Below are 12,362 nucleotides of genomic sequence, written 5' to 3'. Positions count from 1 at the left end.
CGTTAAGCAGAATCTTGCTTCCGCATCGTGGAATCTGAGCCGTGCTGCTCGCCACACCGGGCAATCGCCCTGCGGGAGATCACGGAAGACGGCCGTGGAAGAGGTGAGTCCGTGAGCGCCGTATTGCGCTTCGATGTCAACCTGTCGATCCTGTTCACCGAACTGCCCCTGCTCGACCGCCCGCAGGCCGCCGCCGACGCCGGCTTCGCCGAGGCCGAGCTGTGGTGGCCGTTCGCCGGCCCGACCCCGGACGATGCGGAACTCGACGCGCTGGAGCGTGCGTTCGGAGACGCGGGCGTCCGGCTGGTGGGCCTCAACTTCGATGCCGGGGACATGCCCGCGGGCGACCGCGGGCTGCTGTCCCGGCCCGCGGACTCCGACCGGTTCCGCGCCAACATCGACGTCGCGGCCGGGTTCGCCGCCCGGATGGGCTGCCGGGCGCTCAACGCGCTCTACGGCAACCGCGTCGACGGCCTCGACCCCAAGGCGCAGAGCGAACTCGCCCTGGAGAACCTGGCACTGGCGGCGCAGGCCGCGCACCGCGAAGGCGCGGTCGTGCTGGTCGAGGCGGTCAACACCGTGGAGAACCCGCGGTACCAGCTCGACTCCGCCAAGGCGGCGGTCGACGTGGTCGACGCGGTCAACGCGGCGACCGGGCTCGGCAACGCGAAGTTCCTGTGCGACCTGTACCACCTCGCCGTGATGGGCGAGGACCTGCCGGCGGTGATCGCGGCGTACGCGGACCGCTTCGGCCACGTCCAGATCGCCGACAGCCCGGGCCGCGGACAGCCCGGCACCGGCGGCCTCGACTTCGACGACCTGTTCGGCCGCCTGACGGACGTCGGCTACGGCGGACGCATCGGCCTCGAATACAAGCCCGCGGGCCCGAGCACGGACAGCTTCGGCTGGCTCCCGCGCGACCGGCGCTCCGGGGAGGGAAACGCCTGATGACGAGTACTGACACCCCCGCGATACGCAAGATCGGCTTCGTCGGCCTGGGCATCATGGGCGGCCCGATGGCCGCCAACCTGCTCAAGGCCGGCTACGAGGTCGCCGGATACAACCTGACCCGCCCGCAGATCGACCGCCTGGTCGAGGCCGGCGGCCACGGTGCGGACGACATCGCCGACGCGGTCCGCGACGCGGACGCCGTGATCACCATGGTCCCGGCCGACCCGCAGGTCGAAGAGGTCATGTACGGCGACGGCGGCGTGCTCGCCAACGTGCGCCCCGGCACCCTCGTCGTCGACATGAGTTCCATCAAGCCCAGCACGTCGGTGGCCGTCGGCGAAGCCGGTGCCGCGCTCGGGCTGCGCGTCCTGGACGCCCCGGTGTCCGGCGGCGAGGCGGGCGCGATCGAAGCGGTGCTGTCCATCATGGTCGGCGGGAACGCCGCCGACTTCGCCGCCGCGCTGCCGCTGTTCGAGGCGCTCGGCAAGACGATCGTGCACGTCGGGCCGCACGGCGCCGGCCAGACCGTCAAGGCCGCGAACCAGCTGATCGTCGCGGGCAACATCCAACTCGTCGCCGAGGCCCTGCTGTTCCTGGAACGCGCGGGTGTCGACACCGAGGCGGGGCTGGCCGTGCTCGGCGGCGGCCTCGCGGGCAGCACCGTGATGGCCCGCAAGGGCGCCGGCATGCGGGCCCGCGAGTTCGCCCCGGGCTTCCGCATCGACCTGCACCACAAGGACATGGGCATCGTCTCCGAGGCGGCCCGCGAACTCGGCCTCGTCCTGCCGTTCGGGGCCCTCGCGACCCAGCTCGTCGCCGCGCTGCGCGCGCAGGGCGACGGCGGCCTCGACCACAGCGGCCTGTTGCTCGGCCTGGAGCGGCTCAACGGCCTCGCGCCGAGCCCGCGCGGCGCGGCGACCGGGAACGGAACCGGGAACGGAGGGGAAGCCTGATGGCCCCGCAGCTCATGCCGGTGATGGACGCAGTCGTGCACGTCCTCAAGTCCGAGGGTGTGGACACCGCGTTCGGCTGCCCCGGCGCGGCGATCCTGCCGCTCTACAAGGCGCTGGAGAAGGACGGCACGATCGAGCATCTGATCGTCCGGCACGAAGAAGGCGCCACGCACATGGCCGACGGCTGGGCGCGCACCAACGGCAACGTGGGTGTCGCGATCGGCACGTCGGGCCCGGCCGGCACCAACATGATCACCGGTCTCTACACGGCGCACGCCGACTCGATCCCGATCGTGTGCATCACCGGCCAGGCGGTCTCCAGCAAGCTGCACCAGGAGGCGTTCCAGGCGGTCGACATCGTCGAGATCGCCAAGCCGGTCGTCAAGTGGGCGGTGCAGGTCAAGGAGGCCGCACAGGCCCCGTGGATCTTCCGCGAGGCGTTCCGGATCGCCCGGTCGGGCCGTCCGGGGCCGGTGCTGATCGACCTGCCGCTGGACGTCCAGCAGCAGCAGATCCTGTGGGACCCGGATCTGGACGCGCCGCTGCCGGTCGCCGAGGTGCACCCGCACCTGCCGCGCGTGGACGCGGCCCTCGACCTGCTGCTGGCCGCCGAGCGCCCGCTGCTGCTGTCCGGCGGCGGCGTCATCATCGGCGAAGCGCACGAGGAACTCGTCGAACTGGCCGAGCTGCTGCAGATCCCCGTGCAGGTCACCCTGATGGGCAAGGGCTCGATCGACGAAGACCACCCCCTCTACAGCGGCATGACGGGCATTCAGACGTCGCAGCGGTACGGCAACGCGTCGTTCCTGGAATCCGACCTCGTGCTGGCGCTCGGTGCGCGGTTCGGCGACCGGCACACCGGGACGCTGGACGTGTACCGCGGCCAGCGGAAGTTCATCCACGTCGACATCGAACCCACGCAGATCGGCAAGGTGTTCGAGCCCGACCTGGGCATCGTGGCGGACACCCGGCTGTTCCTCCGGGCGCTCCTGGAGGCTGCCCGCGAGCGCGGGATCCGCCGCGAGGCGGGCGACTGGGTGGCGCGCGTGCAGGAACTCAAGGCGACGCTGACCCGGCGCGAGGACTTCGACACGGTGCCGGTGAAGGCGCCGCGCGCGTACAAGGAGATCAACGAAGTCTTCGACGAGAACGCCTACTTCGTCACCGCGATCGGTCTGTACCAGATCTGGGGCGGCCAGCACCAGAAGGCCTACAAGCCGCGGCATTACCAGATCTGCGGCCAGGCCGGCCCGCTCGGCTGGGAGATCCCGGCGGCGATCGGCGTGAAGAAGGCGCTCAAGAACAGCGACCCGGACGCGGAGGTCGTCGGAATCGTCGGCGACTACGGATTCCAGTACCTCGTCGAGGAGCTGGCGGTCGCGGCGCAGTACAACGTGCCGTTCGTGATCGTCATGCTCAACAACGAGTACCTGGGGCTCATCCGGCAGGCGTCGATCCCGTACGACATGAACTACCAGGTCGACATCCACTACGACGACTACGGCGCCGACAACGTGAAGATCATGGAGGCGTACGGCTGCTCCGGCCGCCGCGTCCTCGAACCGGGCGATATCCGGGACGCGCTGGAATGGGCGCGCAAGGAGGCCCGGACCACGTCCCGGCCGGTCCTGGTGGAGATCATGATCGAGCGCGAGGCGAACACACCGCACGGCCCGGCCATCGACGCCGTGCGGGAATTCGAGCCCGCGCCGTAGCGGAGCGTGCCGCCGGAGACCCGCGGAAGCGGGGTTCCCGGCGGCCCCGGAACCGCGGGGTCCGGCACCGACCCGGACCGTCTTCCCGCCGGGCCCCGCTGCGCGCCCCCGGCTCCGGCCGGGATCCGGCGGCCTCGCCGTAGGCCGCCCCCAAGCCCCACCCGGCGGCACACGAACCGGTGTCGCGGCCCGTGCCGCCGGGTGGCGCAACCCCTCGGACGAGCCGGCGCCGCGTCGGCGCCGCGGGACGGGCCGGTTGGTCTACCGTCCGAAGGAGAGCGGTCGCGCCCGCGCGGGTACCAGGCCGGTCCGTCGTCCACAGCCCGTTGTCCACAGGCTCCCGTCCCGCGTCCGGCCTCACTACCGTCGGAGTCCCCTGGTTTCCCCGAAAGGAGCGTGTCCTGTGAATCCGCCGAAGATCGTCGTCGCGCCCGACAAGTTCAAGGGCACGCTCACCGCCGCCGAGGCCGCCGCGCACATCGCGGACGGCATCCGGCGCGTGCTGCCGGAAGCCGACCTGCGTCTCATGCCGGTCGCGGACGGCGGCGACGGCACCGTCGACGCGGCGGTCGCCGCCGGGTTCCGCCGGGTCCCCGCCCGGGTCGCCGGGCCGACCGGGCAGCCCGTGGACGCCTCGTTCGCCCTCCGCGGCAGCACCGCCGTGGTGGAACTCGCCGAGGCCGCCGGGCTGGTCAAACTGCCCGGCGGCGTGCCCGCGCCGCTGACCGCGAGCAGCTACGGCGTCGGTCAATTGATCGCCGAGGCGGTGCGCGTGGGGGCGCGTCGCATCGTCCTCGGTCTCGGCGGCAGCGCCTGCACCGACGGCGGCGCCGGCCTGGTGCAGGCGCTCGGCGGGCGGCTGCTCGACTCCCGCGGGACCGAGCTGCCGCCCGGCGGCGCCGCCCTGTCCGCGTTGGACCGCATCGAGGCGGCCGACCTTCGCCGCCGCTACGGCGGCATCGAGGTCGTCATCGCCTCCGACGTGGACAACCCGCTGCTCGGCCCCACCGGGGCCGCGGCGGTCTACGGCCCGCAGAAAGGCGCCGGACCCGAGGACGTGCCGGTCCTCGACGCCGCGCTCGCCCGCTGGGCCGTGATCACCGGGCGGGACGTGCCGGGGAACGACCGCACCGCCGACCTGCCCGGCGCGGGTGCCGCCGGCGGGGTGGGTTTCGGCGCCATGGCGTTCCTCGGCGCGTCCCTGCGCCCCGGGATCGACCTGCTTCTCGACCTCCTCGGCTTCGCGCCGGTCCTGGCCGGGGCCGCGCTCGTCGTCACCGGGGAAGGCCGCCTCGACCGGCAGACCCTGCACGGGAAAGCCCCCGCCGGGGTCGCCGCGGCCGCCGCCCGCGCCGCGGTGCCGGTCGTGGCGGTGTGCGGCCGCCTGGAGCTGTCCACGGAACAGCTCCAGGCGGCCGGGATCGTCCGCGCGTACCCGCTCGACGTGATCGCCGAGGGCGGCGACCCGCTCGCCGACGCCGGGAAGTACGCGGAGGAAGCCGGTGCGCGGGTGGCCCGCGACCTGCCGGAGCCGACCGACGAGGAGGCCGCACCATGACCGCACCGTTTGCCGAAACCCCAGGTGCCCCGTCGCGGGTGTTCCGGTCCCGCCGCGTGGTCGGGCCGGACGGCGAGACCGCGGCCGACGTGGTCGTCGCGGGCGGGCGGATCACCGCCGTCGAGCCGTACGGCTCGGTCGACGCGCCGCAGGTCGAGGACCTGGGCGAGTCGGCGCTGCTGCCCGGCCTGGTCGACACCCACGTGCACGTCAACGAACCCGGCCGCACCGCGTGGGAAGGGTTCGCGAGCGCCACCCGGGCTGCCGCCGCGGGCGGGGTGACGACGCTGATCGACATGCCCCTCAACTCGATCCCGCCGACCACGACCGTCGCCGCCCTGCACGCCAAGCAGGACGCGGCGCGCGGCCGCGTGCACGTCGACGTCGGGTTCTGGGGCGGCGCCGTCCCCGACAACCTCGACGACCTCGAACCGCTGCACCGCGCGGGTGTGTTCGGCTTCAAGAGCTTCCTGTCGCCGTCCGGCGTCGACGAGTTCCCGCACCTGAACCGCGAACAGCTCGACGACGCAATCGCCGAGCTGGCCCGGATCGGCGCGCTGTCGATCGTCCACGCGGAGGCGCCCGAGGTCCTCGACGCCGCACCGCAGCGGGCCGGCCGCGACTACGCCGACTTCCTCGCGTCCCGCCCGGACGCCGCCGAATCGACCGCCGTCGCCGGACTCCTCGACGCCGCCCGCGCCACCGGCGCACGCGTGCACGTCCTGCACGTGTCCTCGGCCGACGTGCTGCCGCTGCTCGCCAAAGCCCGCGCCGACGGCGTGGACGCCACCGCGGAGACCTGCCCGCACTACCTCACCCTGGCCGCCGAGGACGTGCCCGACGGAGACACCTCGTTCAAGTGCTGCCCGCCGATCCGGTCGGACGCCAACCGCGACCGCCTGTGGGAAGCCCTGGCCGGCGGCGAGTTCGCCGCCGTGGTGTCCGACCACTCGCCGTGCACCGTCGACCTCAAGCGCCTGGAGGAAGGCGACTTCGCCCTCGCCTGGGGCGGCATCGCCTCGCTCCAACTCGGGCTGCCCGCGATCTGGACCGAAGCCCGCCGCCGCGGGCACACCCTCGCCGACCTGGCCGGCTGGATGTCCACCGGCCCCGCCCGGCTCGCCGGACTGCGGCGCAAGGGCGCCATCGCCCCCGGATACGACGCCGACCTGGTGGTGTTCGACCCGGACGCCGCGTTCACCGTCGACCCGGCCGCACTGCACCACCGCAACCCGGTCACCCCCTACACCGGCCGCGCACTGGCCGGCGTCGTCCGCGCCACCTGGCTGCGCGGCCGACGCCTCGACGTCGACGGCACCCCGCACGGCACGCTGCTGGCCCGGGGCGCGTCGTGATCACCCCCGCGCAGCGCCGCCGCCGCGGCCACGCGCCGCCCCCCGGTTTCTGATCTTTCGTCAGCGCCCCCGCACGAGACCGGAGATGCAGATGACCACACCCGAGAGCCTGTCGAATTACGCTGATTCCTCCGCTATTGCCGACTTCGCCGATCTGACCAACCTGGCCGCGCGCTCCCTCGGCGCCGGGGTGATCGCCGCCAACGACGAATGGTTCGCCGACAAGGAGAACCTGCTCCTGGACCGCGCCCCCGAGTTCCGGCCCCACACGTTCGGCCCCAAGGGGCAGATCATGGACGGCTGGGAGACCCGCCGCCGCCGCGGCACCAGCGCGGCCAAGCCGCACGTCCGCCCCGACGAGCACGACTGGGCCGTCGTCCGCCTCGGCGCGCCCGGGGTGATCCGCGGGATCGTCGTCGACACCGCGCACTTCCTCGGCAACTACCCGCCGTACGCATCCGTCGAAGCGGCGTTCGTGCCCGGCATCCCGTCGGTCGACGAGGTCCTCGCCGAGGACGTGAAATGGACCGGGATCGTGCCGCACAGCCCGCTCCAGGGCGACACCGCGCACCGGTTCGACGTGGCCGCCGACGGCCGGTTCACCCACGTCCGCCTCAACATCTTCCCGGACGGCGGCGTCGCCCGGCTGCGCGTGCACGGCGAGGTCGTCCCCGACCCGGACTACCTCGACGGCCTGACCGTGGACGTCCTCGCCGCCGAATACGGCGGCGCCGCGCTCGCCGCCAGCGACCGCTACTTCTCCCCGCCGCAGCACATGAACGCACCCGGCCGGTCCCGGGTGATGGGGGAGGGCTGGGAAACCCGCCGCCGCCGCGACGACGGCCACGACTGGGTCGCCTTCCGGCTCGCCGGCGAGGCCCTGATCACCGCGGTCGAAGTCGACACCGACCACTACCAGGGCAACGCACCCGGCTGGATCCGGCTCGCCGCATCCGACAGCGGCGCCGGCGCCGAGGAGTTCGACCTGCTGCCCGCGACGCCCGTCCAGCCGGACACCCGGCACCGCTTCCGCGTCGCACCCGACCGACCCGCCACCCACGTGCGCATAGACGTCTACCCGGACGGCGGCGTCGCCCGGCTGCGCCTCATCGGGGAGCTGACCCCCGCGGCCATCGCCGACCTGCGGGCCCGCGCCGGGGAGTGACCTCGCGGCGCCCGCACCGGGGAGTGACGCCGCCGCGCCCGCACCGCGGAGTGACGCCGCCGCCTCCATCCGCCCACCGACTGCCGACAGGAGCCATCACCGCATGTCCGAGCACTTGACCGAGCCGCTGTCCGGGCCGATATCCGAGCGGGTCCTCACCACCGAGGCGGGCGCACCCGTCGCGGACAACCAGAACTCGGCGCAGGCCGGTGTCGGGGGTCCGCTGCTGATCCAGGACCAGTACCTGCTGGAGAAGCTCGCCCGTTTCAACCGGGAGCGGATCCCGGAGCGCGTGGTGCATGCCCGCGGGTCCGGCGCCTACGGGTTCTTCGAGGTCACGGACGACGTGTCCGCCTTCACCCGCGCCCATTTCCTCGGCGGACTCGGCCGCCGCACCGAAGTGTTCCTGCGGTTCTCGACGGTCGCCGGGAACCTGGGCGCGTCCGACGCCGTCCGGGACCCGCGCGGGTTCGCGCTGAAGTTCTACACCGAGGAAGGCAACTACGACCTCGTCGGCAACAACACCCCGGTCTTCTTCATCAAGGACCCGCTGAAGTTCCCCGACTTCATCCACTCGCAGAAGCGCGACCCGTTCACCGGCATCACCGAGGCGGAGAACGTGTGGGACTTCTGGTCGCACTCCCCGGAGGCGACCCACCCGGTGACGTGGCTGTTCGGCGACCGCGGCATCCCCGCGTCGTACCGGCACATGAACGGCTACGGGTCGCACACCTACCAGTGGGTCAACACCGCGGGCGAAGCGTTCTGGGTGAAGTACCACTTCAAGACGAACCAGGGCGTCCGCTCGCTCACCAACGACCAGGCCGCCGAGATCGCGGGCGGCGACGCGGACTCGCACCAGCGCGACCTGCACCAGGCCATCGAACGGGGCGTGTTCCCGTCGTGGACGCTGCACGTCCAGGTCATGCCGGCGGCGGATGCGGCCCGCTACCGGTTCAACCCGTTCGACCTCACCAAGGTGTGGCCGCACGCCGACTACCCGCTGATCAAGGTCGGCCGGCTGGTCCTGGACCGGAACCCGGAGAACGTCTTCGCCGAGGTCGAGCAGGCCGCGTTCTCGCCGAACAACTTCGTCCCCGGGATCGGTCCGTCGCCGGACAAGATGCTCCAGGGGCGGCTGTTCGCGTACGCGGACGCGCACCGCTACCGCCTGGGCGTGAACCACACCCAGCTCGCCGTCAACGCCCCGCACGCCGCGACCGCGCGCAACCACGGCCGCGACGGCGCGATGGCGGCCAACGCGGGCGGCCGGGCGAAGAACTACGAGCCGAACAGCTTCGGCGGCCCGTATGAGACCGGCCAGGCGCTGGGCGCGCCGCTCGCCGTCACGGGCTTCACCGGCACGCACGAGACCCCGGCGCATGTGAAGGACGACGACTTCGTGCAGGCGGGGGAGCTGTACCGGCTGATGTCGGACGAGGAGAAGGCGCGGCTGATCGCCAACCTGGCGGGCAGCCTGGGACAGGTGACCCGCGACGACATCGTGGACCGGGTGCTGCCGCACTTCCACGCGGCGGACCCGGACTACGGGCGGCGTTTGGCGGAGGCGGTGCGGGAAATCCGGGAGTCGGACGGCTGAGGTCGGCTGAGGACGGCCGAGTACCGCCGACCGGACGACCGGCCGACCTGATTCCGGCGGTGGGCACCGCGGCGTGTGCCCGCCGCCGAGGTCGGTCCCGCGGGCCCGGCCTTCCGGCGCGTTCGTGAGCGGGGTGGCTCATGGGCGTGCCGGGGGGGCCGGGCTTGTGCCGTGTCGCGGCCAGGCCGGTGTCTTGGTGCCCTGCGCCTTGCGCCTTGAGGTGTTGTGCGGCTGGGCCGATCGGAGGAATCGGTTCACCCGGCCGCACCAACGTCCGTAACCAACCGTTGTGTTCCCCTCGGGGGCGGTGCTGGACTGCCGTGCGTGACCGGGCCGTTGCCGCCCGTCTCCGACTGCATCCCACCAACTCTCAGGAGAAATCCGTGCGTTCGCTGCACCGCCCGCTGATCGCCGTCCTCGCGTCCGCCGCGTTCATCGCGCCCACCGTGGCGTTCGCCTCGTCGGCGTCCGCCATCGGCTGCCCGGCGGCCACCCTGTGCGTGGAAGGCAACGGCGCGCGCGGCGAGTTCAGCAAGGGCGTCTACGACCTGGGCGGGTTCGGCAGCGGCCGTCTCAACGACCACGTCGCCCAGGTCAACAACAACACCGGCGACACGTGGTGCCTCTACGAGCACGCCGCCTACAAGGGCGACGCGCACGTCGTCACGTCCGGATTCAACGGGGGCCTGGGCGACTTCGGCTCCAAGGTCAGCTCGATGCGCCCGCGGCCGGTCTTCGGCTGCTGAGCGCCCCGCGAACGCGCGCGGTCGGCCGGTCAGGGAGCCGAACCGCGCGCTTCACCCCGGGCGCGCCACTGTCGGGGGGCTGCGCCCGGGGGTCCACTCCGGCTCTTCCGGTGGCCGCGGCCGCGGTCGTGGCCGTGGCCGTGGCCGTTGCCGTTGCCGTGCAGAAACGTCACGTCACCGGTCGTTCACGATGTCGCTCAACTCGGTGTACGCGCGCACCAGCACGTCGCGGGCCCGGTCGACCTGGCTCGGGGTCAGGCCGGCGCGTCCCGCAGCCGTGTCGATCTCGGTGCGGAAGCGGTCGAACAGGCGGCCGAGTTCGTCCAGGCCGGGAGCCGTCTTCCCGGTCTTCCCGGACGTGCCCGCCTTGCCGGACTCGCCTGCGGGGGAGTCCGCGGAGGGCGTGGTGCCGTGGTCCGTGGCCGGATCGGTCTCGGCGCGCCACGGGTCGTCGGCGCCGGCCGCCGCCGGGGCCGGCTTCGCCGTCGTCTTGCCCGCGCTCTTGCCCGCCGGTTGGCCTGCGGTCTTGCCCGTCGTCGTGCCGGTCGGCTTTCCGGTGGCCGTGGCCGCCTTCCCGCCGCGCCCGTCGCCCGGGCCCTCCGGACCGAAGCGGCGCCGGAGTTCCTCTTCCAGATGCTGTGCGTGGTGCTCGGTGAGACCCGCGAGGCCTTGGGCGAGGCCCTCCGCGAGGTCGACCATCTTCTGCGACAGGGCAGGGCCGATGTTCTTGGCCCACGCCGACACCGGGTCGTCCTTGCCGGGGCCGCCCGAGGCGGCGCCGTCGCGGTCCGCGCCCGTCGCGCCCGGGGTGTCCTGCGGGGTGTCCCGCATCTCCCGGGTGGCCTGGCGGAGTTCCTCGCGCAGGTTGCGGGCCGAGGTGCGGACCTCGTCGCGGATCTCGCGGGCCCGCTCGTAGACGGAGTCGCGGATTTCTGATTCCAGTGCGTCGAGTTCGGGCTGCCGCTCGGCCAGCTCGGCGCGGCCGGCCTCGGTGATCCGGTAGACCTTGCGGCCTCCTTCGACCGAGTGCGTGACCAGGCCTTCCTGTTCGAGCTTGGCGAGCCGCGGGTAGACGGTGCCCGCCGAGGGTGCGTAGAGGCCCAGGAAACGGTCCTGGAGCAGCCGGATGATCTCGTAGCCGTGCCGCGGGCTCTCGTCGAGGAGCTTGAGCAGATACAGCCGCAGTCGGCCGTGGCCGAAGACCGGGGTCATGCCGATACCTTTCCTTCCGGCGCCCGGCGCAGCAGCGCGACGTCCCCCGACACCGAGCTGATCCGCAGACGCCCCGTACCACCGCCCAACGTGCCGACCAACCGGGAGGTTCCGAATCCGGTGCGTGCGGTGAGTTCGGAGAACGCCGAACCGACCGTGCCGCTCGAAGACCGCACGTCCACCTCCACGTCGCCATCGTGGGGGAGGCGGACGGTGAGTCCCCCGGAAACCGTCGACAGGTGGACATCGTTGCGCCCGAAGGCGTCGAGGTCCATGACCATGGCGCCGGAGACGGAGTGGGCGCGGACCCGTCCGCCGGTGCCTTCGACCAGCGTGAGGTCGCCGGAGACGGTGGCCACCTGGAAGTCGCCGGCCAGGGATTCGGCTTCGACGGCCCCCGCGACCGTGGCGGCTTCGACGGATCCGGTCAGGCCGACGAGCGTGATGCCGCCCGCGACGCTGCGCACCGCGACGGTGCCGTGCACGCCGGAGACGGTGGCGTGGGCGGACATGACGGCGGTGTCGACGGCGCAGTCCCACGGGACGGCGAGTGCGACCCGGCAGGAGCGGCCGTGGACGTGGCGGTCGAGCCAGGTCTTCGGGTTGGTCCAGGTCAGGTCTTGGTAGCCGACGACGAGTTCGCCGGCGTCCGGGTCGTGGTGCACGTCGAGCGGCGGCCCTTCGAGGCCGGCGACTTCGAGCCGGGTCGGACCGTCGGTGCCGACCACGTCGACGAGGCCGGCGACGGTGCGGACGCGCACGGTGCGGACCGGATCGAGGTCGAGCACCTTCGGCTCGGCGACGGTCCATCGGGACATGTATCCCCCCTCTCCTTCCGGCCGTAGGCGCGGTGGAGCACCATGGCCTGGGACGGACGCGCTTCCCCCGGGGACACGCGGTACGCGATATATCGTGTGACCCCGTCATCCACGATATATCGCGTTCGGTGCGCGTCAAGAGGGTGGGGTCGGTTCCGTTTGCGGGGGATGCCATGAGCGGGCCGGGTCGGGGCCGCGCAAAGAGTGTGCAGCGTCCGCGCAAGGGCTGTGGACGGGGCCTGTGGACGGCGGTGGGCCGCGTCGGGCCCTGACTACGCTGGAAACTACG

Annotated in this window: 10 protein-coding genes; 8 read left to right on the top strand and 2 right to left on the bottom strand. The window is 72.7% G+C overall.

All coding sequences use genetic code 11. The annotated features are described in order from the left end of the window. Positions 1-111 precede the first annotated feature (111 nt). The 8 genes from ABEA93_RS29590 (at position 112) to ABEA93_RS29555 (ending at position 10,043) form a co-directional block, all read left to right on the top strand. Positions 112-948 (top strand): hydroxypyruvate isomerase family protein, encoded by an 837-nt coding sequence (locus ABEA93_RS29590; RefSeq protein ID WP_345678896.1) that lies wholly within the window; start codon positions 112-114, stop codon positions 946-948. Then, positions 948-1,904 carry a 2-hydroxy-3-oxopropionate reductase gene (locus ABEA93_RS29585; RefSeq protein WP_345678895.1) on the top strand — a complete coding sequence of 319 codons (957 nt, stop codon included), beginning with the start codon at positions 948-950 and terminating at the stop codon, positions 1,902-1,904. The genes ABEA93_RS29590 and ABEA93_RS29585 overlap by 1 nt, the downstream gene beginning before the upstream one ends. Further along, positions 1,904-3,619: a glyoxylate carboligase gene (gcl, locus tag ABEA93_RS29580; RefSeq protein ID WP_345678894.1), complete on the top strand. Its 1,716-nt coding sequence runs from the start codon at positions 1,904-1,906 to the stop codon at positions 3,617-3,619. The genes ABEA93_RS29585 and gcl overlap by 1 nt, the downstream gene beginning before the upstream one ends. 418 nt (positions 3,620-4,037) lie before the next feature. Next, a complete protein-coding gene (locus tag ABEA93_RS29575; RefSeq protein ID WP_425585151.1) occupies positions 4,038-5,177 on the top strand; it encodes a glycerate kinase in 1,140 nt (379 codons plus the stop codon). Further along, entirely contained in the window at positions 5,174-6,532 is a 1,359-nt protein-coding gene (gene allB, locus ABEA93_RS29570) for an allantoinase AllB (RefSeq protein ID WP_345678892.1), read from the top strand. Before ABEA93_RS29575 ends, allB begins: the two co-directional genes overlap by 4 nt. A 91-nt stretch (positions 6,533-6,623) precedes the next feature. Then, positions 6,624-7,697: an allantoicase gene (gene alc, locus ABEA93_RS29565; RefSeq protein ID WP_345678891.1), complete on the top strand. Its 1,074-nt coding sequence runs from the start codon at positions 6,624-6,626 to the stop codon at positions 7,695-7,697. Positions 7,698-7,836: 139 nt separating this feature from the next. After that, the gene (locus tag ABEA93_RS29560; RefSeq protein ID WP_345678923.1) at positions 7,837-9,297 is read left to right on the top strand and encodes a catalase; all 1,461 of its coding nucleotides are present in this window, start codon (positions 7,837-7,839) and stop codon (positions 9,295-9,297) included. A gap of 383 nt (positions 9,298-9,680) precedes the next feature. After that, positions 9,681-10,043 carry a peptidase inhibitor family I36 protein gene (locus ABEA93_RS29555; protein ID WP_345678890.1) on the top strand — a complete coding sequence of 121 codons (363 nt, stop codon included), beginning with the start codon at positions 9,681-9,683 and terminating at the stop codon, positions 10,041-10,043. Positions 10,044-10,217: 174 nt separating this feature from the next. Here ABEA93_RS29555 and ABEA93_RS29550 read toward each other — a convergent pair whose 3' ends face one another. Together ABEA93_RS29550 and ABEA93_RS29545 are read right to left on the bottom strand one after the other, a co-directional pair. Continuing rightward, positions 10,218-11,255 (bottom strand): PadR family transcriptional regulator, encoded by a 1,038-nt coding sequence (locus tag ABEA93_RS29550; RefSeq protein WP_345678889.1) that lies wholly within the window; start codon positions 11,253-11,255, stop codon positions 10,218-10,220. Beyond that, a complete protein-coding gene (locus tag ABEA93_RS29545) occupies positions 11,252-12,073 on the bottom strand; it encodes a DUF4097 family beta strand repeat-containing protein (RefSeq protein WP_345678888.1) in 822 nt (273 codons plus the stop codon). Before ABEA93_RS29545 ends, ABEA93_RS29550 begins: the two co-directional genes overlap by 4 nt. Positions 12,074-12,362 lie beyond the last annotated feature (289 nt).

It is taken from the genome of Yinghuangia aomiensis (genome assembly GCF_039542225.1).
Taxonomy (GTDB): Bacteria; Actinomycetota; Actinomycetes; order Streptomycetales; family Streptomycetaceae; genus Yinghuangia; species Yinghuangia aomiensis.
Note: the sequence above shows the minus strand (reverse complement) of the source record. Positions and strands in the feature narration are given on the sequence as shown.

Bases quoted from the DNA above. Each gene is read 5' to 3' on its own strand.
- ABEA93_RS29585 (WP_345678895.1), top strand. From the start codon at position 948: ATGACGAGTACTGACACCCCCGCGATACGCAAGATCGGCTTCGTCGGC.
- ABEA93_RS29545 (WP_345678888.1), bottom strand. From the start codon at position 12,073: ATGTCCCGATGGACCGTCGCCGAGCCGAAGGTGCTCGACCTCGATCCG.
- ABEA93_RS29550 (WP_345678889.1), bottom strand. From the start codon at position 11,255: ATGACCCCGGTCTTCGGCCACGGCCGACTGCGGCTGTATCTGCTCAAG.
- gcl (WP_345678894.1), top strand. From the start codon at position 1,904: ATGGCCCCGCAGCTCATGCCGGTGATGGACGCAGTCGTGCACGTCCTC.
- alc (WP_345678891.1), top strand. From the start codon at position 6,624: ATGACCACACCCGAGAGCCTGTCGAATTACGCTGATTCCTCCGCTATT.
- allB (WP_345678892.1), top strand. From the start codon at position 5,174: ATGACCGCACCGTTTGCCGAAACCCCAGGTGCCCCGTCGCGGGTGTTC.